Origin of the sequence: Corticicoccus populi, from assembly GCF_042686195.1 — a bacterium.
GTDB lineage: Bacteria > Bacillota > Bacilli > Staphylococcales > Salinicoccaceae > Corticicoccus > Corticicoccus populi.
Genome location: NZ_JBHUOQ010000001.1, coordinates 558,842 through 580,199 on the forward strand (window position 1 = coordinate 558,842; position 21,358 = coordinate 580,199).

27 protein-coding genes and 1 riboswitch are annotated in these 21,358 nt (G+C 37.2%); of the genes, 7 read left to right on the forward strand and 20 right to left on the reverse strand.

Going from position 1 to position 21,358, the window contains the following annotated elements:
- Positions 1 to 134 precede the first annotated feature (134 nt).
- The 3 genes from ACFSX4_RS02965 to ACFSX4_RS02975 are packed head-to-tail and all read left to right on the forward strand — an operon-like array spanning position 135 to position 1,854.
- Positions 135 to 701, forward strand: a complete 567-nt coding sequence (locus ACFSX4_RS02965) for a hypothetical protein (protein ID WP_377771386.1) — start codon at positions 135 to 137, stop codon at positions 699 to 701.
- A gap of 20 nt (positions 702 to 721) precedes the next feature.
- Positions 722 to 1,630 carry a DUF1385 domain-containing protein gene (locus ACFSX4_RS02970; RefSeq protein WP_377771388.1) on the forward strand — a complete coding sequence of 303 codons (909 nt, stop codon included), beginning with the start codon at positions 722 to 724 and terminating at the stop codon, positions 1,628 to 1,630.
- On the forward strand, positions 1,627 to 1,854 hold the full coding sequence (locus tag ACFSX4_RS02975; protein ID WP_377771390.1) for an SA1362 family protein: 228 nt from the start codon (positions 1,627 to 1,629) through the stop codon (positions 1,852 to 1,854). Before ACFSX4_RS02970 ends, ACFSX4_RS02975 begins: the two co-directional genes overlap by 4 nt.
- Positions 1,855 to 1,882: 28 nt before the next feature.
- Here ACFSX4_RS02975 and ACFSX4_RS02980 read toward each other — a convergent pair whose 3' ends face one another.
- Positions 1,883 to 2,716 (reverse strand): lipoate--protein ligase family protein, encoded by an 834-nt coding sequence (locus tag ACFSX4_RS02980; protein ID WP_377771392.1) that lies wholly within the window; start codon positions 2,714 to 2,716, stop codon positions 1,883 to 1,885.
- 163 nt (positions 2,717 to 2,879) lie between these two features.
- On the opposite strand from ACFSX4_RS02980, the gene ACFSX4_RS02985 reads away from it, so the two are divergent.
- Positions 2,880 to 3,266 carry a rhodanese-like domain-containing protein gene (locus ACFSX4_RS02985; RefSeq protein ID WP_377771394.1) on the forward strand — a complete coding sequence of 129 codons (387 nt, stop codon included), beginning with the start codon at positions 2,880 to 2,882 and terminating at the stop codon, positions 3,264 to 3,266.
- A gap of 37 nt (positions 3,267 to 3,303) precedes the next feature.
- Here the strand turns inward: ACFSX4_RS02985 and gcvPB are convergent, their stop codons facing one another.
- The 10 genes from gcvPB to comGA all read right to left on the reverse strand — a co-directional run bounded on the left by gcvPB (position 3,304) and on the right by comGA (position 11,527).
- Positions 3,304 to 4,773 carry an aminomethyl-transferring glycine dehydrogenase subunit GcvPB gene (gcvPB, locus tag ACFSX4_RS02990; RefSeq protein WP_377771396.1) on the reverse strand — a complete coding sequence of 490 codons (1,470 nt, stop codon included), beginning with the start codon at positions 4,771 to 4,773 and terminating at the stop codon, positions 3,304 to 3,306.
- A complete protein-coding gene (gcvPA, locus tag ACFSX4_RS02995; RefSeq protein WP_377771398.1) occupies positions 4,766 to 6,112 on the reverse strand; it encodes an aminomethyl-transferring glycine dehydrogenase subunit GcvPA in 1,347 nt (448 codons plus the stop codon). Before gcvPA ends, gcvPB begins: the two co-directional genes overlap by 8 nt.
- A gap of 19 nt (positions 6,113 to 6,131) precedes the next feature.
- Positions 6,132 to 7,211, reverse strand: a complete 1,080-nt coding sequence (gene gcvT, locus ACFSX4_RS03000) for a glycine cleavage system aminomethyltransferase GcvT (RefSeq protein ID WP_377771400.1) — start codon at positions 7,209 to 7,211, stop codon at positions 6,132 to 6,134.
- 69 nt (positions 7,212 to 7,280) lie between these two features.
- Positions 7,281 to 7,372: riboswitch (glycine riboswitch) on the reverse strand.
- 75 nt (positions 7,373 to 7,447) lie between these two features.
- Entirely contained in the window at positions 7,448 to 7,948 is a 501-nt protein-coding gene (locus tag ACFSX4_RS03005; protein ID WP_377771402.1) for a shikimate kinase, read from the reverse strand.
- Positions 7,949 to 8,108: 160 nt separating this feature from the next.
- Positions 8,109 to 8,462, reverse strand: coding sequence for a competence type IV pilus minor pilin ComGF (locus ACFSX4_RS03010; RefSeq protein WP_377771404.1), 354 nt, complete (start codon positions 8,460 to 8,462; stop codon positions 8,109 to 8,111).
- 40 nt (positions 8,463 to 8,502) lie between these two features.
- Positions 8,503 to 8,775 carry a hypothetical protein gene (locus tag ACFSX4_RS03015; protein WP_377771406.1) on the reverse strand — a complete coding sequence of 91 codons (273 nt, stop codon included), beginning with the start codon at positions 8,773 to 8,775 and terminating at the stop codon, positions 8,503 to 8,505.
- Positions 8,765 to 9,190, reverse strand: a complete 426-nt coding sequence (locus tag ACFSX4_RS03020) for a prepilin-type N-terminal cleavage/methylation domain-containing protein (protein ID WP_377771408.1) — start codon at positions 9,188 to 9,190, stop codon at positions 8,765 to 8,767. The genes ACFSX4_RS03015 and ACFSX4_RS03020 overlap by 11 nt, the downstream gene beginning before the upstream one ends.
- A complete protein-coding gene (gene comGC, locus ACFSX4_RS03025) occupies positions 9,174 to 9,500 on the reverse strand; it encodes a competence type IV pilus major pilin ComGC (RefSeq protein ID WP_377771410.1) in 327 nt (108 codons plus the stop codon). The genes ACFSX4_RS03020 and comGC overlap by 17 nt, the downstream gene beginning before the upstream one ends.
- A 19-nt stretch (positions 9,501 to 9,519) precedes the next feature.
- Entirely contained in the window at positions 9,520 to 10,572 is a 1,053-nt protein-coding gene (gene comGB / locus ACFSX4_RS03030; protein ID WP_377771411.1) for a competence type IV pilus assembly protein ComGB, read from the reverse strand.
- Positions 10,535 to 11,527: a competence type IV pilus ATPase ComGA gene (gene comGA, locus ACFSX4_RS03035; RefSeq protein ID WP_377771412.1), complete on the reverse strand. Its 993-nt coding sequence runs from the start codon at positions 11,525 to 11,527 to the stop codon at positions 10,535 to 10,537. Before comGA ends, comGB begins: the two co-directional genes overlap by 38 nt.
- A gap of 228 nt (positions 11,528 to 11,755) precedes the next feature.
- Here comGA and ACFSX4_RS03040 point away from each other — a divergent pair, with 228 nt between their 5' ends.
- A complete protein-coding gene (locus tag ACFSX4_RS03040; protein ID WP_377771414.1) occupies positions 11,756 to 12,004 on the forward strand; it encodes a DUF2626 domain-containing protein in 249 nt (82 codons plus the stop codon).
- A gap of 40 nt (positions 12,005 to 12,044) precedes the next feature.
- On the opposite strand, the gene ACFSX4_RS03045 is transcribed toward ACFSX4_RS03040, so the two are convergent.
- The gene (locus ACFSX4_RS03045) at positions 12,045 to 12,674 is read right to left on the reverse strand and encodes an MBL fold metallo-hydrolase (RefSeq protein WP_377771416.1); all 630 of its coding nucleotides are present in this window, start codon (positions 12,672 to 12,674) and stop codon (positions 12,045 to 12,047) included.
- A 95-nt stretch (positions 12,675 to 12,769) separates the two neighbouring features.
- On the opposite strand from ACFSX4_RS03045, the gene ACFSX4_RS03050 reads away from it, so the two are divergent.
- Positions 12,770 to 13,009 (forward strand): DUF2759 domain-containing protein, encoded by a 240-nt coding sequence (locus ACFSX4_RS03050; RefSeq protein WP_377771418.1) that lies wholly within the window; start codon positions 12,770 to 12,772, stop codon positions 13,007 to 13,009.
- Positions 13,010 to 13,120: 111 nt separating this feature from the next.
- On the opposite strand, the gene argH is transcribed toward ACFSX4_RS03050, so the two are convergent.
- Entirely contained in the window at positions 13,121 to 14,500 is a 1,380-nt protein-coding gene (argH, locus tag ACFSX4_RS03055; RefSeq protein ID WP_377771420.1) for an argininosuccinate lyase, read from the reverse strand.
- Entirely contained in the window at positions 14,493 to 15,698 is a 1,206-nt protein-coding gene (locus tag ACFSX4_RS03060) for an argininosuccinate synthase (protein ID WP_377771422.1), read from the reverse strand. The genes argH and ACFSX4_RS03060 overlap by 8 nt, the downstream gene beginning before the upstream one ends.
- Before the next feature lie 160 nt (positions 15,699 to 15,858).
- Between ACFSX4_RS03060 and ACFSX4_RS03065 the strand changes: the two genes are divergently transcribed.
- On the forward strand, positions 15,859 to 16,590 hold the full coding sequence (locus tag ACFSX4_RS03065; RefSeq protein ID WP_377771424.1) for an SDR family NAD(P)-dependent oxidoreductase: 732 nt from the start codon (positions 15,859 to 15,861) through the stop codon (positions 16,588 to 16,590).
- 72 nt (positions 16,591 to 16,662) lie between these two features.
- On the opposite strand, the gene ACFSX4_RS03070 is transcribed toward ACFSX4_RS03065, so the two are convergent.
- From ACFSX4_RS03070 to pstB, 6 genes are all read right to left on the reverse strand, one after another.
- Entirely contained in the window at positions 16,663 to 17,625 is a 963-nt protein-coding gene (locus tag ACFSX4_RS03070) for an ROK family glucokinase (protein WP_377771426.1), read from the reverse strand.
- Entirely contained in the window at positions 17,622 to 17,825 is a 204-nt protein-coding gene (locus ACFSX4_RS03075; protein WP_377771428.1) for a YqgQ family protein, read from the reverse strand. Before ACFSX4_RS03075 ends, ACFSX4_RS03070 begins: the two co-directional genes overlap by 4 nt.
- Positions 17,806 to 19,230 carry a rhomboid family intramembrane serine protease gene (locus ACFSX4_RS03080; protein ID WP_377771430.1) on the reverse strand — a complete coding sequence of 475 codons (1,425 nt, stop codon included), beginning with the start codon at positions 19,228 to 19,230 and terminating at the stop codon, positions 17,806 to 17,808. Before ACFSX4_RS03080 ends, ACFSX4_RS03075 begins: the two co-directional genes overlap by 20 nt.
- On the reverse strand, positions 19,220 to 19,789 hold the full coding sequence (locus ACFSX4_RS03085) for a 5-formyltetrahydrofolate cyclo-ligase (protein WP_377771432.1): 570 nt from the start codon (positions 19,787 to 19,789) through the stop codon (positions 19,220 to 19,222). Before ACFSX4_RS03085 ends, ACFSX4_RS03080 begins: the two co-directional genes overlap by 11 nt.
- Before the next feature lie 155 nt (positions 19,790 to 19,944).
- A complete protein-coding gene (gene phoU, locus ACFSX4_RS03090; protein ID WP_377771435.1) occupies positions 19,945 to 20,586 on the reverse strand; it encodes a phosphate signaling complex protein PhoU in 642 nt (213 codons plus the stop codon).
- The gene (pstB, locus tag ACFSX4_RS03095; protein WP_377773429.1) at positions 20,586 to 21,353 is read right to left on the reverse strand and encodes a phosphate ABC transporter ATP-binding protein PstB; all 768 of its coding nucleotides are present in this window, start codon (positions 21,351 to 21,353) and stop codon (positions 20,586 to 20,588) included. The genes phoU and pstB overlap by 1 nt, the downstream gene beginning before the upstream one ends.
- Positions 21,354 to 21,358 lie beyond the last annotated feature (5 nt).

Consider the following 21,358-nt stretch of genomic DNA (forward strand, 5'->3'; position numbering starts at 1 on the left):
TATTATCTCAAACCTTATAGAACTTTACAACGCACCATATCAAAGGAAAGATACTTTTAGCTTAAATATTGATATCGTTTTAAAGTTCACCATATACATGATAAAATAATATAATGAAATTAAGGAGAATTAAATTGAAAAAATTAACGATGCCGATACTTGCTTTACTTTTGTTATCCGCCTGCGGGAATAACAGTCCGGAAGATCAGCTGATGCAGGCTGAGGAACATAAAAAAGAACTCGAAAGTATGCTGCAGACTGAAGAGGTCAAGTTTCAGCGCAATACTTTAAAATTGGAAGCGCTGGAAGACAGTATTTCCCAGCATCAGCATGACGGCAGTGATGAATCTGTAAATGCATATGTAAGAACAGTGGAAAACTACTCAGCTGCTCTCAAAGAGGAGCTAGATCATCTGTCAACTCTTGTTGTTGCTGCGAAAGAGAATAATGATTTGAGTGAAATAAACGATGAAATCGATACAATTATAGACAATGTGAATGATGCAATCAGTGCGTATGATGAAAGTACTGGTAATATTGAATTGAATGAATCCCTTGATCGTAAACATAATGAACTTCAGATTGCGAACAGTGAACTGCCGGAAGCATTGGAAAGTATAAAAAACAGTGCCGAAGCAGGCAGCATGGAAGCACTTGATGAAGGTCTTGAAATGTTAAATAATGTGAGTGAATACTACTAATAAAGAAAGAAGTTATGTGGATGGAGAAACCGAAGTACGGCGGACAGGCAGTTATTGAAGGTGTGATGTTCCAATCCCCCCGGAACATGGTCACTGCTATCCGTCGAAATGACGAGACGATAGAATATTTTGAAATGAAACGCCCTGAAAATAAATGGGCGGCACGACTTAAAAAAATCCCCGTAATCAGAGGGAATGTTGCAATTATTGAATCCAGTATATACGGCATGAAACATATGGAGTTTGCATCAGACCGATTTGACAGAAATCCGGAAGACGATCAGGAAATTGAAACAGAAAAGCAGGATACGAATACCACAAAGCTGGTGCTTTCAACTATTCTCGTAGGTATACTTTCTTTTCTTGTGGGTAAATTTTTATTTACACTTATTCCTGTTTTTACCGCAGCAATTTTTTCTGGTGTGGTTACGAGTCATTTCGGACAGGTTCTTTTGGAAACTATATTTAAATTGATTTTATTATTCGGCTATATTTATTTTATATCTTTAACACCTATGGTTAAGCGTTTGTTTCAATACCACGGTGCTGAACATAAAGTGATTAATGCTTATGAAAATAACAAACAGCTGACTGTCGAAAATGTACAGAACAGTTCAAGGCTCCATTACAGATGCGGCAGCTCATTTATATTATTCACTGTATTAGTTGGTTTTATAGTGTATATGTTTGTACCTGTTGACCCGTTCTATGTTAGGGTGATTAACAGAATTCTTTTAATTCCTGTTGTCCTGGGGCTTTCATTTGAAGTACTTACCCTGACCAATAAACTGAGGGATATTCCAGTATTGAAATGGCTTGGTCTTCCCGGGCTGTGGCTTCAGTATTTAACTACAAAACAGCCTGACAACAGTCAGGTTGAAGTGGCAATTCATTCATTTAATCATTTGTTAAGGAGTGAAAATAAGTGAAAAAAGCAATCATCTATATCGTCCTGGCTGTTGCATTAATCGGCCTTTTGTTTAATATGGACTTAGTATTTAATATGATTTTAAGTACTATCATTTTTCTGGCAGTTATCAGTGTAATATTATATGCAGTTTATTATTTCTTTTTATTAACACCGAGTCAGCGGGAATATAAACGTGCACTGAGAAAAGCGAAACGAAAAAATCCAAAAAGATACAAAAAATAAGCATTGACCGCCCTTAAGCGGTCAATGCTTATTTTTTAAAGTTCCACTCCTCGGAGCGGTATTTTTCCATCAGTGTTTCCAATCTATCCTGATCATTTTCTGTTAATGTATAATCCTGAAAATTAATATCCAGACCTTTCTTAAACCCTTCTTTAAATGGCAGGTATAAATCCGCTACATTAAAACGATGGTTACTGATATCATTGATTGCGACAGCTTTCTCGGTAAATGCAGCTTTCATTTTTTCCTTCAAGCGTTCGTTGCCGTATTTAAACATATCAAACAAATGATCAATATCTACATCAAGAAGAATTGAGCCGTGCTGGAGAATCACGCCTTTTTTTCTCGTTTGGGCACTTCCTGCTATTTTTCTGCCTTCAACGACAAGTTCATACCAGCTCGGCGTGTCAAAACAGACACTGCTCCTAATTTGTGTCAGTTCCTGTTTCTGCTCTTTTGTTTTTGGGATACTGAAGTCAGCCTCAAGTCCAAGATTTCTAAAACCGTATAGAAGACCGTGGGACAAAATTTTATAACTTTCTGTTACTGATTCAGGCATTCCGTCATATTCCTCAGGAATAATGACACTGTATGTCAGTTCTTTATCGTGGAGTACTCCCCGTCCGCCAGTCTGTCTGCGGACCATCTGGTAATTGTACTCCCTGACTTTATCAGTATCAATTTCTTTCAATACTTTTTGAAAGTAGCCGAGAGATAAGGTCGGTGTCTGCCATTCATAAAACCTTAAGGCTGCATTAATTTCACCCTCCCTGACTTTATCCATCAATAATTCATCAAGGGCCATGTTGTAAAAAGCATCCTGTCTGCCGCTGTTGATGAAAATCCATTTTTGTTTCTCCATTTTCAAGCCCCCCATTTAGTCAATCAAATTATAGCAGACAATAAAGCAGTTTTAAATATAATAAGATATCTATTTAGAGAGAAAAGTCTCGAATTATAATTGTGTTTACTCTGAAAAACAGGTTATAATATCTAGTATGTGAAGTTTTAGAGGAGGAAATATTGTGGACACTTGGTTAATTATTTTACTCGTGTCAATCGTTGTAATATTACTACTGGTATTGAACGGTTACTTAAACATGCGAAATGTAAAGTCATTGAGTGAAGAAGAATTTAAAAAAGATTTAAGAAAAGTACAGTTAGTAGATTTAAGAGAGAAAGAAAAATATGAACATGGTCATATTATGGGAGCGAGAAACATCCCGATGATGAACTTTTCTATGAAATTGCAGTCTTTACGTAAAGATACTCCGATTTATCTATATGATCAAACCGGCCGCTTATCAATCCGTGCAGCAAAAATGTTAAAGAAAAAAGGTTATACGGATGTTTACATGCTGAAAAATGGTATCAGTAAATGGACTGGTAAAATAAAATCTAAAACGAAATAAAATAAAAAAGCCGAGATTTCCTCGGCTTTTTTTGTGCTTAAGATTCGTCTGCTTCATAACGCAGTACAGGTTTTCTTGCTGCAAGTGTTTCATCAAGACGCCCGATAACTGTCGTGTGCGGTGCTTCTAATACGATATCAGGATCATTTTCAGCCTCTTCTGCAATTTGAATCATTGTGTCTATAAAACCGTCCAGAGTCTCTTTAGATTCTGTTTCTGTAGGTTCAATCATCATACATTCAGATACATTCAGCGGGAAATAAATCGTCGGCGGGTGATAATTGAAATCCAACAGTCGTTTAGCAATGTCGAGAGTTCTTACACCGAGCGCTTTTTGTTTAGAACCGCTGATAACAAATTCATGCTTGCAATGTTCATCGTAAGGCAGTTCAAATGTTCCCTGAAGACGTCTCATCATGTAATTTGCGTTTAATACCGCATTTTCAGATACATGTTTTAAGCCGTCCGGCCCCATTGAACGTATATAAGTATATGCACGCAGATAGATTCCAAAGTTGCCGTAATACGGCTTTACCCGTCCGATACTTTTCGGCATATTATATTCAAAACCGTATGTTTCATCATCTTTTTTGATAATTAAAGGTTTAGGCAGAAATTCTGCCAGCTCAGCATTCACCCCTATAGGTCCTGAACCGGGGCCGCCGCCGCCATGTGGTCCGGTGAAAGTCTTATGAAGATTCAAGTGAACTGCATCAAATCCCATATCCCCCGGTCGTACTTTAGACATAATAGCATTTAAATTTGCACCATCATAATAAAGTTTTCCGCCTACACCGTGAATAATATCACGGATTGTAATAATATCTTCTTCAAACAGTCCGAGAGTATTCGGGTTTGTCAGCATAATTGCTGCGGTATCTTCCCCCGCTACACTTTTCAGGTGCTCAATATCAACACGGCCCTTATCGTTCGATTTTACTGTCACTGTCTCAAACCCTGCTACTGTTGCGCTTGCCGGGTTGGTTCCATGTGCAGAATCCGGAACAATAACTTTCGTTCTATTGCTGTCACCGTTTGCATCATGAAATGCTTTAATCATTAAAAGTGCAGTCCATTCTCCTTGTGCACCGGCTGCAGACTGCAGGGAAATTTCATCCATACCGGTAATTTCTTTCAGATGCTCCTGGAGGTCATAAACAACTTCGAGAGAGCCTTGAATTGAACTCTCATTTTGAAGCGGATGACTGGATGCAAACCCTGCCATCCTTGCAACTTTCTCATTGATTTTAGGATTATACTTCATTGTACATGAACCGAGCGGATAAAAGCCTGAATCAATACCATGGTTTTTATTAGACAGTTCTGTATAATGCCTCATTAAATCCAATTCACTGATTTCAGGAAGTTCAGCTTTCTCTTTTCTGATATATTTATCTTCTAAAATATTTGTTAAATCCTGTCCGGGCACATCCAATTCCGGCAGAGAATAAGCGATTCGCCCTTCTACACTTCTTTCGAATACTAACGGACTCGCACCTTTAAGCATTATACTCACCCAGCCTTTCAACTAATTCGTCAATCTCTTCTTTTGTACGGAGCTCTGTTACTGCTATCAGCATATGATTCTTAAAGTGTTCATTATCACGGCCGAGATTATATCCGCCTATAATCCCTTCTTTTAGTAATTCTTCATTAATCTCGTCAATATCAGAGGAAAGTTTAACGACAAATTCATTAAATACCTGGTGATTCAGGACATCAAAGCCATTTTCTTTAAATGTATTCTTAGCGTAATTTGCTTTTTGTATATTTTGTTCTGCCATATTTACTGCACCGTCTTTTCCAAGTGCACTCATACATACAGAAGATGCGAGTGCGTTCAGTGCCTGATTTGAACATATATTACTTGTCGCTTTATCACGTCGGATGTGCTGTTCTCTTGCCTGCAGTGTGAGAACGAAGCCCCGGTTTCCTTCATCATCTGTAGTCTGTCCGACCAGACGTCCGGGCATTTTTCTCATCAGTTTTTTTGTAGCAGAAAAATATCCGCAGTGCGGCCCGCCGAACTGCGCAGGGATACCAAATACTTGAGTATCACCGGTAACAATATCCGCCCCGAAATCACCTGGAGGCGTCAGCAGACTGAGTGCGAGCGGATTACTGTTTACAATAAACAGTCCTTTATGTTTATGTGCGATTTTTTCAATCTTATCAAGATCTTCTATAGAACCGAAGAAGTTTGGGTACTGGACTAATACGGCTGCGGCTTCTTCATCCGTAACACTTTCAAGATAGTTTAAATCAGTCTCGGTTCCTGTTAAATTAACCTCAACCACTTCAATATTTTGTCCTTTACAGTATGTTTTTAATACATCAATCGTTTCCGGGTGAACAGCTTTTGAAACAACAACTTTTTTTCTTTTAGTCTGCCCCGCTGCCATAGTTGCTGCTTCTGCAAATGCAGTCGGACCGTCATACATGGATGAATTTGCGACCGGTAGTCCGGTCAACTCGGAAATCATGGTCTGGAATTCAAAAATTGCCTGCAGTTCCCCTTGTGATACTTCAGGCTGATACGGTGTATAAGCAGTATAAAATTCAGACCTTGAAATAACATGATCAACGACAGTAGGGATATAGTGATCATAAACACCTGCACCCAAAAAAGATGTATGTGTTTCCGGTGTTATATTTTTATGGGAAATCTTTGAGAGTTCCCGCAACAGGCTTGTTTCAGATTTTTTTGGTTTAATATTCAGTTCACCCTGGAATCTCACTTCCGAAGGAATATCCGCAAAAAGCTCATCAATATTGGATATGCCGATTGTTTCCATCATTTCTGCCTTATCTTTTTCGGTTAATGGTAAATAACGATGACTACTCAAATTATTGCACGCCCCTTAATTAATTTTTATGGAATGGTGTTTTCACAAATACTGCAGGTACATCTTTACTGCGGACTTTAATTGTAAATGTCTTATCCAGTTCAAAGAAATCACTGTCAATCAGTGCAAATCCAATTGATCGTTTTGAAGAAGGTGACTGTGTACCGCTTGTCACCGTTCCTTTTAGACCATCCTCTGAGAAGACTTCATAACCGGTTCTTGCAATTCCTTTGCCGGTCAGTTCAAAACCGGACAATCTCCTTTTTGGACCTTCATTTTTTTCACGTTCAAGGACTGCCCGTCCGATGAAATCTCCTTTATTGAGCTTAACAGCGAATCCCATATTTGCTTCAATCGGTGTAATTGACTCAGAAAGGTCCTGCCCGTGAAGTGGAAGCCCCGCTTCCAGCCTTAAAGTATCCCTTGCTCCGAGACCACATTCCAATACACCTTCATCTTTAAAAAGTTTCCATAGAGCAGGTGTGTCTTCACTGGAGCAGTATATTTCAAAACCATCTTCACCTGTATAACCGGACTGGGACAAAATAACTTTCATACCGTTAATCTCGATGTTTTGTTTGAACGAAAACAATTTCATCTCTGAAAGATCTTCATGTACTACTTTTTGAACTAACTTTCGTGCTTCTGGCCCCTGCACAGCAATTTGACCGTACTTTGAGGATACATTTGTTACGGCCACATCAAAGCCATCGATTTTTGACAGCCACTCATAATCCTTATCAGTGTTTCCCGCATTCACTACAAGTAAATATTCTTCCTTCTCGAGTCTATAGATTACAAGGTCATCTATTGCTCCGCCGTGTTCGTTGCATAAAAAGGTATACTGGGCTTTGGTGTCTGAAAGTTTTGATACATCATTTGTCAGAACATAGTTTAAAAATTTCTCAGCATCATTTCCGGAGACTTTAATTTCGCCCATATGGCTGACTTCAAACATCCCTGCTGACTTTCGGACTGCATTATGTTCATCTTTAATACTGGAGAATTGAACCGGAAGTTCCCATCCCCCGAAATCAATTACTTTAACACCTGATTCATGGTAGTACGGATTGAGAGGTGTTTTTTTTAATTCGCTCATATTCTTCCCCCTTAAAATAAAAACAGGGCAACATAAAAATGCTGCCCTGTTGAGTTTCCTTCAGGAATGCGTCACAATACCGTTCTTTTGCCTGAGAGATTCACCTGCATCAGGCTTGCTCCTTCGGCGACGTAAAATACGTTCTCTCGAGTATTGATCATTCGCACAATATTTAATTAATTGAATACGTTTTAATTATAGCAATATAGAATTCAAGTTTGCAAGAACGCTTTTATTTAATTTTCATATTTTAAAATTTCTTTAATAATTTCCGGAATTTCCTGTTCAGTATTAATAATATAATCAGCTGCATCATGATAAAGTGTCTGTCTGTTTTTAAACAGTGCTTTCACTTTATCTTCATCCTGATTTGCAAGCGGACGCGATGTGTCTCCTTTGATCCTCTCATATAGTACCTCAAAAGGTGCATCCAAATAATAAACATTGTGGTTCTTTTGGGATCTAAGAGACTTTAAAGAATTTTCATATGTAACTACACCACCGCCTGTAGAAATGACAACATTGTCATTGATGTTTTTATCAATATGTTGCTTCAAAACTGCATATTCTTTTTTTCGGAATCCCGCTTCACCCTCTTCAGCGAAAATGCTGCTTATTGTTGTTTCATAGGTATTGATAATCGCCTCATCAATATCAATACTTTTTATACTGAGCTTATCAGACAGTGCTTTGGCAATCGTTGTTTTACCGCTGCCCATAAAGCCGATTAAAATCATATATTCCCCACCTTACTTCATTAACTGAAATATGTATTCCTGATAGACTGATATCAAGTTAGACCGGATATCCACAACCATCATAACTCTATTATAAAAGTGGATATATATACTTAGCAAATAAATTAAAATGATATATGCTGAAAAACTGATAAATCCATTAGTGTTTTTGAAAATGAACGGTTTCATTGAACCCCCCTGTTGTATTTATGTCTATTTTATAGCTGTCCGCTGTTTCACTGATATCAAATGTATCAACATTAAACATCATCGTGACAAACCCCTTACCATTGATTGATTTAATAATCCTGTCATTATAGAGACGGTATTTTACTTCACCCTGCTCAGTCTTAAAGATTATTTGATGAGAATCTGTAATCAATATATCTTCTGATGTTTTATATATTTCGATGGTATCTATAATAAATAAATCCCCGTCAAAAATATCTTCCGGCAGACTGATATCGTTGAACAATTTCATTACTGAGGGCGTGATAATTACTATAATACTCATTACTGACAACCCTATTAAGGCCTCGATATATGTAAACCCTTCATTTCGTTTTAAAGCAGTTCTGCAAATTGGAATTCTCACATATTTCACCGCTTTTCACTTTATATTTAGTATTCTTTTTCAGAAACTGATCATAGGACTCATATCTTGAGATTTCAAGATACAGCTGTCTGTGGACTTTTAATTGCTCACTGCTCGCATTATCTATTTGTTCAAGCATTAATACTGCCGGCATTAATATCGTAACAACCAAAGTGAAAATCATTACAGAGAGCATTGAATCAAGCATGATAAAACCATTATTATTTTTCAATTCTGAACCTCCCGTTGTTGATCTGGAATATAAAGGACACTTTTTTTCCTTCACAAGTCATTCTGATGGTACCGAAGGCAGAAGTATCACCGTTTTTACGGTAAATAAAGCGGTCAAGACCGCCTCTGTTTAATTCGCAGCTGATCAGAGAGTATGTATTTACTTTATTACCTGAATTATTTTTAACATTAATCAAATTATTAATATAATCCATTTCGACAATGTACGGCTTCCCTTCCTTAATAGCAGTAGTCTGTGCAGACTGAAAAATATATCCTATATTTAAAATTTCATCTTCTGGATCTGCGGTATTTCTATTTGGCAGATGAATGACACACACCAGTAAAATGATGCTGACGATCATTAACGTCAACATCATTTCCACTGCTGTGAAACCATTACTGTTTTTCAGCATGGCCGTTTGTCACTACAATTTTTGTCCCGTTCGCACAAGATGTCTGCTCAGTCGTTAAGTAGCCTGGAACTAAAGCATTAATAGAGCTTGGTGATGTACCTTCATTCAAAGTATAGGCTTCAACCTGCCCCTGAACCATTTTCACCTGAGCGTCACAGCCTGTATCTTGTACATTTGCGCTCTGGGCCGCAATATTAGGAATGATTAAGATAATGAGTACTGAAATGACCAGCAGTACAAGAAGCATTTCGATAAGGGTAAAGCCGTCGTCATCTTTTTTGATTTTCTTTTTGAATAAGTGTTTTGTCATTTTTGTTTCCTCCATATATTTAAATTTGGGACATCATCGCAAAAACCGGCAGTATAATTACGAGGTACAGGCAAATAATAAGCAGTCCGAGTATAAAAAATATTACCGGCTGGATTTTTTTAGTTATATTTTCAGTTTTCATAATCATCTTTTCCAAGGTGTAATCGCTGTACAGCAGCAGCTCCTTGCCGACACTGCTGCTGTACTCACCGTGACTGATAAAGGTACAGATTCTTTCATCAAGAAATTCAACATGCTTCACCGCCTGACTCAGCGAACTTCCCTGCATTAATTCCTTCTCTATCTGGGCAGCGGCATATTTTAAATAAGGATTTAAGCTCTGCTGATGAAAGAGCCTCAGAATATCCTTCACTTCGAGGCCGTTGTTGATAAAATATCCGAATTCTCTGCTGAAATGCATTGTATGGTAATTCATAAAATAAAAGCGCACAAGGGGTACTTTTAAAATGATGGAGCATTGTTTTTGAATATCCCGCCATTTAATTACTGTTGTTACCACCAAGGTGAAAAATAAAACAGTTATCAAGCCTCCGAACACCATTACAGGCAGGTATTCAAGAATGATTGTCAATGATTTTACAACGCCCTCAATCTCTGTCCCCATTGCGCTGTATAAGGTTTTGAATTGAGGAATCACCGTATAATTTAATACAATCAGCATGACGATAAAAATACTGACAAGAATTGCCGGGTATTGTACTGCTTTTAATAATTTCTTAAATGTTTTTCTCTTTTCGGAGATATACTTTGACGACTCAAGAAGATTCTTTTCTACTTCCCCGTGAATTTCAGAGAACTCCATTTGAACGATAATAGAATTTCTGTATCCTAAGAATCTCAATAATCCGCTGATTGATATGCCTTCCTCCACCTTTTTCAGGGCTGCCGTTTTTACTGAAGGCTTAATCACTTCATACTGTTCAATTAAAAAGGTTAAGGCGTGCTTCATGTTAAACCCGCTGCTGATTAATAAAGAAAGTTTCTCTAAAAAATGTGCATCATATTTCCCAAGTTTATTTGAATTTTTTCTCGTAGTTTTTATATTCTTCATCAGTCAGCATCCCCTCTCTGTGAAGCTTTGAAAGTTCATCACTTAAAGTGGATATACTGACAGACTCATTATTTAAATACTGTATGATTTCTTTTTTTGTCATGTATTCATAAATAATAAAACTCTTGTTAAGTGAGTGAATGAGACGCTGATTAATAATCAATGAAAGGCTCTCGATGAGCTCTTCTTTCAATATGTTATACTCTTTTAATCTATTCAGTGTCGTTTTTGCTGATTTACTGTGAAAAGTACTTAATACTAAATGACCGGAAAGACTTGCTTTAATAAGTTCATCAGCCACTTTTTTGTCCCGAATTTCCCCGAACATAATAATATCCGGGTCACACCGGAGCACCCCTCTTAAGAGCGGGGTGTAATCAAGCTGTGCCTTCTCGTTGATTTCAACCTGTACTATGCCGTCAATATCAAATTCCACCGGATCTTCAATACTGATAATCTGGCGGTCACCCTGTCTGATTAATTCGTGAATCAGACGGTACATTACAGTCGATTTTCCCGATCCGGTCGGCCCTGTAAACAGAATCAGCCCCTGATTTTGAGAAAGATAATCTGTAAAAAATGTATACTTTTCAGGAGTGTGAAACAGCTCTGTTGATTTTGTCGTTTCCAAAGCATCCAGTATCCTGATAACGATGATTTCGTTCATCAATGAAATCGGCAGAGTGCTGATTCTTACACTGATGATTTCATCTTCGATTTCAAAATGGGTTTTCCCGCTTTGAGGTATTTTATGTTCATTAATATCCAGTTCAGCAGTAAATTTTAAATAATTAATCCAGCGCTTATATTCATCAATCTCAATAGTACCGTATTCCTCCATAACTCCTCTCTTTCTGAATTTGATTAAACCGCAGGAACTTTCCAGTGTCAGATGAATATCTGTAATATGAGACTGGCAGGCTTCCTTTAACATTTTCAGTATGGATGTTTTCACAATTTTTACCTCCTTACTTATATATGCCGGAAAATCTGTATTTTACTTTTTTCATCACATAAAAACCTTGATATTCAATTTCTGGTATTAAAATTGTATGTATGGACTGTTTTTTGGATAAATATAGAATGAAATTTAATATAAATACTATTTACTTTGACGGGGTCTTTATTTATAATTAACTGTGATGAAATGTTTAGAGAGATAAAGAAAGAAAGGACTGTTCCTATGGATAAGGTTTTTAAAACTTTAGGATTCTGGACAGGGATATTTGCAATCTTGTTCTATGTCGGCGATATGATGGAGATGACATTATTCTTCCTAGCGCAAACAGGATTCTTTATATTAATTGGTTATATGAAACTGACTGAAAGAATGTATATGTATGTATTTGCGGCTTATTTAGTCCTTTTCTTTGTAGGATTTACTTACTACACTACATTTTTGCTGGAACCAACATTTGGCAACCAGCATTAAAAAAGTCAAACCGTCTGACGGTTTGACTTTTTTATTTTGACTATCTTACAAATGGATTGGTTAATTTTTCTTCGCCAATCGTGGTTGGAATACCATGACCGGGATAAACTGTCAGATTATCATCGAGAACATACAGTTTATCCTTGATTGAGTGGATTAATGTATCGTAATCACCCTGATGTAAATCAGTACGGCCGATACCGCCGCTGAACAGAACATCTCCCGACACAAGAGCGTCATCTTCATTAAATAAATAACTTAAACTTCCTGGAGAATGTCCGGGTGTATGAATCACCTCAAATGAAAAGCTTCCGATTGTATGATGTCCTTCAGAGAGAACTGTACTTTCTACAGAAGATTGAATCGGCGTCATCCCCATGCCTGCATATTTTCCAGAGCCGTTAAGATCAGGATCTTTCAACCAGTGCTGCTCCTCTCCACTAACGTATACGGGTGCACCAAATTTTTGATGAACCTGATCCAGAGCACCGATGTGGTCATAATGCGTATGTGTCAGAAGTATTGCCTCGACAGGCATTCCAATATCATCAGCCTCATCAATAATTGCTTCGGCGTTGGCTGAAGGGTCTACAATGATTGTCCCTTTTCCATTAGATAAAAAATAGCAGTTTGTATCTACTAAACCAAGTGTTAAACTTCTTATATTCATTTTATCCATCACTCCTTAAAATGTACTCGACAAAGTTCCATATTAATTATACAATATATATGAGTTTAAAGAGAAATATTGGGGGTTGAAATAATATGCCTTTTTTAGATACTGGTGAACTATTTCAAATTGGCGGCGTGTCCATACATATTGGTCTAAACGCATTAGCCTTATTAATGATTATTGTATCTGCCTTCTCAATCTGGGGGCTTGTCAGATCATTAAAAGCAAAAAATCTGCTGGCAGTTCTTTTCAGTTGTGCAGCATCTTTAACATTCGGGTTCTTTACAGTGGCAACAATTTTCACTTTTGGATACCCAAATTTAGTACATTAAAATGATTATTTTTGAAGACTGGTTTATCCAGTCTTCTTTTTTATGAAGAATAACCCCCTCAAAAACCTGGATTTAATCAGGCATCAAGGGGGTGAATCCAGAGCTTTGAATTTACTCATTCATCGTTTGTCCGGCAAGTTTAATTTGTTTCAGTACAGCCTCTGTCCCTGTACTTCCGTGACTGATGCGTCTGTTTACTACAGTTTCAGGACTGAGAATATGATAAATATCATCCTCAATTAAATCTGATGCACTTTTAAATTCTTCCATAGTCAGATCCTGGAGATAATGACCATCATTTACACACTTTAATACAAGTGTGCCGACAATTTCGTGGGAATCTCTAAACGGGACACCTTTGTTGACAAGATAATCAGCGAGTTCTGTTGCATTTGAAAAATCTTTATTTACAGTGTCACTTAAGACCTGTTGATTGATAGTCATAGTTTCAAGCATCCCGGACATCACTCTCAATGATCCTTGTACTGTTGTCAGCGCATCAAAAAGGCCTTCCTTATCTTCCTGCATATCTTTATTGTATGTGAGCGGCAACCCCTTCAATGTCATCAGCATTGAAAGTAATGCACCTGTTGTACGACCTGTCTTACCTCTTATTAACTCTGCCATATCAGGGTTTTTCTTCTGCGGCATCATTGAACTTCCTGTTGTAAAAGAATCACTTAATGTAACAAAACCGGCTTCTTCAGTTGTCCAGAAAATTAATTCTTCAGAGATTCTCGACAAATGAATCATTACAAGATTTATATTGGATAAAGTTTCAACAATGTAATCTCTGTCACTGACTGCATCCATACTGTTTTGATATATATCGGAGAATCCAAGTTCTGTTTGTGTATATACACGGTCAATATCGAATGTGGTGCCGCTTATTGCACCTGCTCCAAGAGGAGAAATATCAATGCGCTTCAAGGAGTCTGTAAAACGCTCCTTATCTCTTTTAAGCATCCAGAAGTAAGCCATAATATGATGTGAAAACAGGATCGGCTGTGCACGCTGGAGATGTGTATATCCAGGCATGATGATATCAATGTTGTTTTTCGCGAGATCTAAGATTACATTCTGCAGACTTTCGATGCTTAAAATGACTTCAGACACTTTTTCTTTAACATAAAGATGCATATCAGTCGCGACCTGATCATTTCTACTTCTTGCAGTATGGAGTTTCCCACCGACCGGTCCAATTTTTTGAATCAGCGCGCTCTCCACATTCATATGAATATCTTCATTGACAACATTAAGTTCAAGCAGATTATTATGATAATCTGCTTGAACTTCTTTGAGTCCTTTTATAATCGTTTCTTTTTCATCTTCACTGAGAATGTTACATTTATAGAGCATTTCAGCATGTGCAATGCTGCCTCTAATATCAACATCAATTAATATTTGATCAAAATGAATCGATGCATTAAATTCATCGACCCACTCGACAGCGTCATTTGTAAATCTTCCGCCCCAGGCTTTTTTAGTCATAAACATCAACCTCGTTATCAAGCATGGATTTTACTTTTGTCGGAAGACCGAAAATATCTATGAATCCGACAGACGACTCCTGATTAAATGCATCTTCACTTGTATATGTTGCAAGCTTTTCATTGTACAGACTCTTTTCGGAATGTCTTCCTGTTACGATAACATTTCCTTTGTAGAGCTCGACTCTGACAATCCCTGTTACATCTTTCTGCATATCTTTTAAATTATTTCTCAGTGCATCCGACAGTGGCGAGAACCATAAGCCGTTATACACCTGTTCTGAATATTTCTGCTCAACAACCGGTTTATAATGCGCAATATCTTTTGTCAGGGTGATTGTTTCTAAATCATGTTTTGCTGTTAAAATAACTTTTGCTGCAGGTGTTTCATAGATTTCTCTTGATTTTATACCCACAAGTCTGTTTTCTACATGGTCGATTCTTCCGATTCCATGTGCGCCTGCAATCTCATTTAATTTTAGAATTAATTCATCCAATGGATATTCAGTTTCATTCAAGGCTGTAGGGAGACCTTCTTTAAATGTAATCAGAAGCTCTTCTGATTCATCTTTTGCATCCTCCGGATTTTTTGTTAAATCATAAGCATCTTCCGGCGGCTTATTCCATGGATTTTCTAAAATACCACATTCATTACTTCTGCCCCATAAGTTTTGATCAATGGAGTATGGTGAGTCCAGATTGATTGGAATCGGAATGTTGTGCTTTTTAGCATAATCTATTTCTTCTTCTCTGCTCCATGTCCACTCTCGTACCGGAGCCAATACTTTCAATGTTGGATCCAGTGCTTTAATTGCTACTTCAAATCTTACCTGGTCATTACCTTTACCTGTACAGCCGTGTGCTACATAATCTGCGTTTGTTTCTTGAGCAACTTCTACTAATTTTTTTGAGATTAATGGTCGGCTGAGCGCAGAGACCAGTGGATATTTTCCTTCATACATAGAATTTCCATAAATTGCATAGCTTACAAAGTCATTTGCAAACTCTTCTTTTGTATCGACAACATAACTTTCAACAGCACCCATATCCAGTGCTTTTTGGTAAACAACATCCAAATCTTTACCTTCGCCGACATCTAAGCATAATGCAACAACATCATAGCCTTCATCTATAAACCATTTAATCGTTACACTTGTATCTAATCCACCTGAATATGCTAATACTACTTTTTCTGCCATTTCTTTCACCTCAAAAATATATTTAAACTAATGATTAATATCCTATCATTATAATTATGTTTTTTCAAGCATAAATATGCATATTTTATAAATTTACTTTGCTGCATCTTTAAATTATACTTATAAGGTGTTATAAATTTGATTCCGGGAGCGATTTTCAATGAGATATATTTTTATTACAGGGGCTTCACGCGGTTTAGGTGAGGCGTGTTTAGATGTATTTAGAGATGACCGTATCATCAGTGTTTCAAGAACTTCAATCGACAAATCCTATAATGTATACAAAGAATTTAATATTGATTTTAATGAAGAATCAGGGCTTGAAGAAAAATTAAATGAAGTATTTCAATCAATATCACCTTCTACAGATGATGAGATTTATTTAATAAATAGTGCCGGTACTGTCGCACCTGTTAAACAGGTTAGAGAATTGACAGCAGAAGATTATTTAAAAAATTATAAAGTGAATGTACTTGCGCCTGCAATGCTGATAAAGCAGTTTATCAATACATTTGAAAATCATTCAGGTAAAAAGCGTATTTTAACAGTTTCAAGCGGTGCAGCAATTAACCCTGTTGAAGGATGGGGTGCTTACTGCAGTTCAAAAGCAGCTGTAAACATGCTGGATTCAGTGGTCCGTCTTGAAACAGGCCGTCTTGATTATCCGATTCAAAGTGCTGTTTTCAGCCCGGGTGTAATGGATACCGATATGCAGGCTGAAATCCGACAGTCTGATGAAACATCTTTCCCGGATGTTGAACGCTTCAAATCATACAAGTCATCCGGGAAATTGAATTCGGCATTTACTGTTGCAGAAGTGGTAAAGAAAATCATCACAGCTGATGACTTCTCTGAAGAAGCAGTATATAATGTTTCAGATTATGTGAAGTAATTTCATATTAGATGTTTTTAATAGAAATCCCCCTTTATACAGTTTTATTGTATAAAGGGGGATTTCTTAAAATTAATTTTCTTCAATATATTGTTTTACAAGTTCCATGGCGCCGTAAATCCCTGCGTCATTACCCAGTTCAGCAATTTTAATCAAAGTGCCTTCTGCAGCGGGGCTGAAAGTATTCGGACGGTATTCCGCCTCTATTCTATTCAAAAGGAAATCCCCCGCCTGGCTCACACCGCCGCCGATAATAAATACTTTAGGGTTAATCACAGCAGAAATCGAGCTTAAGGCGTGACCGATATACTGTGAAACATCCTCAAGTACTCTGATCGCCAGTGCATCATTCTCTTTAGCTGCCTCGACTATGTCTTTTGCATTCACTGTACCGTCGGAAATGATATCAGAAATGATAGTTTCTTCGAAATGATGTGTATAGTGATAAACAGCAAGATTTTTCATACCTGTTGCAGAAGCAACAGTTTCCAGACATCCCCTGAGGCCGCAGTTACAGAGAAAACGTTCGTTATGATCAACTTTAATATGACCAATTTCGCCTGCCGAACCATTTGAACCGTGCATCAGCTTACGTTCACTTACGACACCACCGCCGACACCAGTACCAAGAGTGACTAATACAACATCGTCAGCATTATTTCCCGCCCCGTGGGCTTGTTCCCCTAAAGCCGCAATATTGGCATCATTATCAACAATTGCAGAAATACCGCTTAGTTTTTCAAATTCTTCCGCAACAGATTTTTTATCACTCCAGCCTAAATTAATTGCACCGTTTAGAATTCCTGTATTAAAATCCACCGGTCCCGGGACACCAATACCGATTCCCGAACACACAGAAATATCTTCTTCAATTTCATCAAAATAGTTGAGAAATGACTGATAAATATCAGGTAGAATATGTTTCCCTTCGTCAAGGATATTTGTAGCAATCTGCCATTTGTCTTTTAAAGTATTATCATTATTAAATACACCTAACTTACATGTTGTACCGCCAATATCTACAGATAGTATCATTTTATGTCATTCATCCTTTTCGTAAGTATTAGTTTTGCGTGAAGAAACTCTTCTTTTGAAATCAGACCGCTTTTATACAATTCGGAAATTTCCATATTCATCATGGTATACATATTATGTTTATCTCTATCATACACATATATATTAAAACGTCTCAATAAACGGTTAATGTATGTTAAATCATTGTTCATATCCTTCATACTCCTCAATTAAAAGGAGAAGCTCCTCATCTTCAATATCATTTTTATCCAGTGACTCAATGATAGTCCCCATCTCTTCATAGTTACGTTCTTTCCGCAGTTCAAGGAGTCTTGGTTTTACAAGATGCTCATTCGTACTGTTCATCTCAAAGCTCATCTGCATGTACTCTTCTGACTTCTCCATATCCCCTGCCTGTTCATAAAGAATACCTAATGCGTAGTATGTCAGCGCTGTTTCCTGACCTTCCTGAACAGTTAAATTCACATAAGACAATGCACGGTCATAATCTTCATCTTCGATACTGTTAAGTGCCTCCTGATCATACGCACGTACAGGATCCTCTTCATACATCACAATGTAGGACATAATCGACAGAACAATAAGTGCTGCAAATGCACTGATGTACCAACGCTTTTTAAAAGCCTTCGGATTATACAGAACACCGAGAATCATACCGAATACAAGTCCGCCGAGATGGGCAAAGTGATTCACATTGCTGAATACACTTGTGAGAAGAGATATTAGAATAAAAATCATACCTATTTGTATCAAAAGTTTTACATTTACTTTCTTATATACAAGTAAGTGCACAACTGCAATACCGAGAAGACCGTATATTGCCCCGCTTGCTCCGAGCGATATACCTTCTGTCAGGAACATTAATGAAAACAGACTTGACAATATACCGGTCGATACATAGGCAATGATAAGCCGGTATGAACCATACAGTGTCTCAACAACCTTCCCTAAAATATACAGGGCAGCCATGTTCAAAAGGAAATGTTCGACTCCCACATGCAAAAAAGCACTGGTCAAAAGACGATAAAGTTCTCCGTCAATAATTTCAGAATGACCGACAGCAAGCCGGTTTACAAACATCAGGTCATTGGATATATGTACTTTAAATAAAGCCATCAGAAATATAATCAGGTTCATAGTAATTAAGAAAGCAGTCATCGGTGTAAACTTCATCATGAAGACTTCCAATGGATGCCCGCTCATCAGACGCCTGATGTAGTACTTATCCGGTTTACTTTTCTTATGATTCACTTCAAGCTTATAAAATGGATTCACTAAAATACCGGATAAATCCTGCACATTTTTATGAGACACTTTCAAACCGTTCTGTTTATGTTTAGTACTTAATTTTTGATCAGTCAGATAAATATTTCTTATGCTCGTTATTTTAAACTTAACCAAACTTGAAAGGTGGTCTCTGCTGTTAAATATATTTTCAGAGATATATTCCAGTTCTTCTTCAGATGGTATTTTATCCGTCACTGTTAAAAGTTTCTGGGCATGGCTGTCTTTAAGCCATATGACACCTGTCTGATTGTCATAATTAAAGAAAGAATAGTTGGTAAATCGAATAATTTCATATGCTGCCTGCCATTTACTTATCATATTTCCACCCTGCTTCTGCTGCAATTGTCTGAGTTGGTGTGATAATGACATCAACAGCAATGTCATGCGGCTCTCTTGCCGTCTCACCAATCTGTTCATTAAAAATCAGAGATACTGTATTTCCGTTAAAACCTGCTAAATAACGGTCATAAAAACCACCGCCGTACCCTATCCGGTAACCATCATGTGAAAATATCAGGCCGGGAACAATTATGAGTTCAGGCTGTACTGCACGATTGGAGATTTCAGGCACACGAATATTTTTTGAATCTGCTTTTAAATCATCAAAGCTTATAAATGGATGAAATTCCATCGTTTTTTCATCATAATCACATATTGGATTGTATACTTCCACCCCTGCTTCAAGCAACATACTGATTAAAGGGTCCGTATTAAGTTCATGAGGCATAGATAATACAACGCCGACTGAATTGATATTATGAATCTTTATATATTCCAAAAATTTTTCATATAGAATCTGTGATTCGGAGTTTTTGTATGATGGATCAAGAGTGTTTAATCTTTTCATCATTTCTTTACGAAGGGATTGTTTCGACATCATATACTTCCTTTCAAAACATAAAACGTATAATGTCATTATAAAGTGTATTGGTGTAAAGAGAAAGTGTTATAAAAAAAGACCGGTAATGTATGACTTCTGATGTGCTCTGTCACATCATTAAAGTAAAAGTCATAGATTACCAGTCTGTTACATCATCGTACTTCAAATCTTTCTCCTGTATTAATGAAATAAACATGCTCCGCAATATTTTTAATATGATCTCCGATACGTTCAAGGTATTTGGCGCACAGCTGACACTGCCCGGAAACAAACAAATCACTCTCCTCTAAAATATCAGAGGTTGATATCTGCACAAACAACCGGTCGATATCTTCATCACGGTCGAGTATTTCAAGGCAGAGTTCCATATCCTTTTCTCTAAAGGCTGTATAGATATCATTCATCATTAAGACAGCAAGTCGTTCCATCGTATATAATCTCAGAAGCAGATTATCATTCTCGATTTTAATTCGTTTTCTTACTTCTGCAATATTACTGATATTATCACTGATTCTTTCCAGTTCCATTGCTGTTTTTATACTTGCAATGATGACACGAAGATCCGTTGCAACAGGACTTTCTGCTGTAATCATTGTGATTGCTCTTGTGTTGATTCTGTATTCGAGTTCATTAATAAAGCTGTCATCATAAACGATTTTACGTGCAGTGTTCATATCATCAATACTTAGACAATTGGTGACACCATCTAAACGGGAATATACTTTTCTGCCCATATCAATCACTTCATCTATCAAGGTGTTTAAGTCATTGGAGAACTTAACACGTGAAGTCATTATCCAAATCTCCCGGAAACATAATCTTCCGTCCGTTGATCCTTCGGTTTTTCAAAGATGACATTGGTCTGATCGTACTCAACAACATACCCTTGATAGAAAAACGCTGTTTTATCTGAAACACGTGCAGCCTGCTGCATGTTATGTGTAACAACAATAATGCTGTAGTTCTTTTTCAATTCCTGCATTAAATCTTCAACTTTAATTGTTGAAATTGGATCCAGCGCACTTGTCGGTTCATCCATTAAAATGACGTCCGGTTCAATAGCAAGTGCGCGTGCAATACATACTCTCTGCTGCTGACCGCCGGATAAACCGTATGCATTTTCTTTTAATCTGTCTTTGACTTCATCCCATATCGCAGCGCCACGCAGACTTTTTTCAACGACTTCATCCAATATAGATTTCTTTTTTATGCCGTGTACTCTTGGACCGTATGCGACATTATCATAAATTGATTTTGGAAATGGATTAGGCTTTTGAAATACCATTCCGACTTTTGTACGGAGTGACTCTTCAGTAAAGGATTTATCAAATATATTTTTGTCACGGTAGATAATCTCTCCTTCAGTATGAACTGAAGGGACAAGTTCAACCATTCTGTTTAACGATTTAACAAAAGTTGACTTACCGCACCCTGAAGGTCCGATGATTGCTGAAATTTCATTTTCACTGAACGATAAATTAATATCCTGAAGTGCATGGTTGCTTCCATACCATAGATTGAAATTTTTAGCTTGAAAGACTGTGTTTTTATTCTGCTTCATCATTT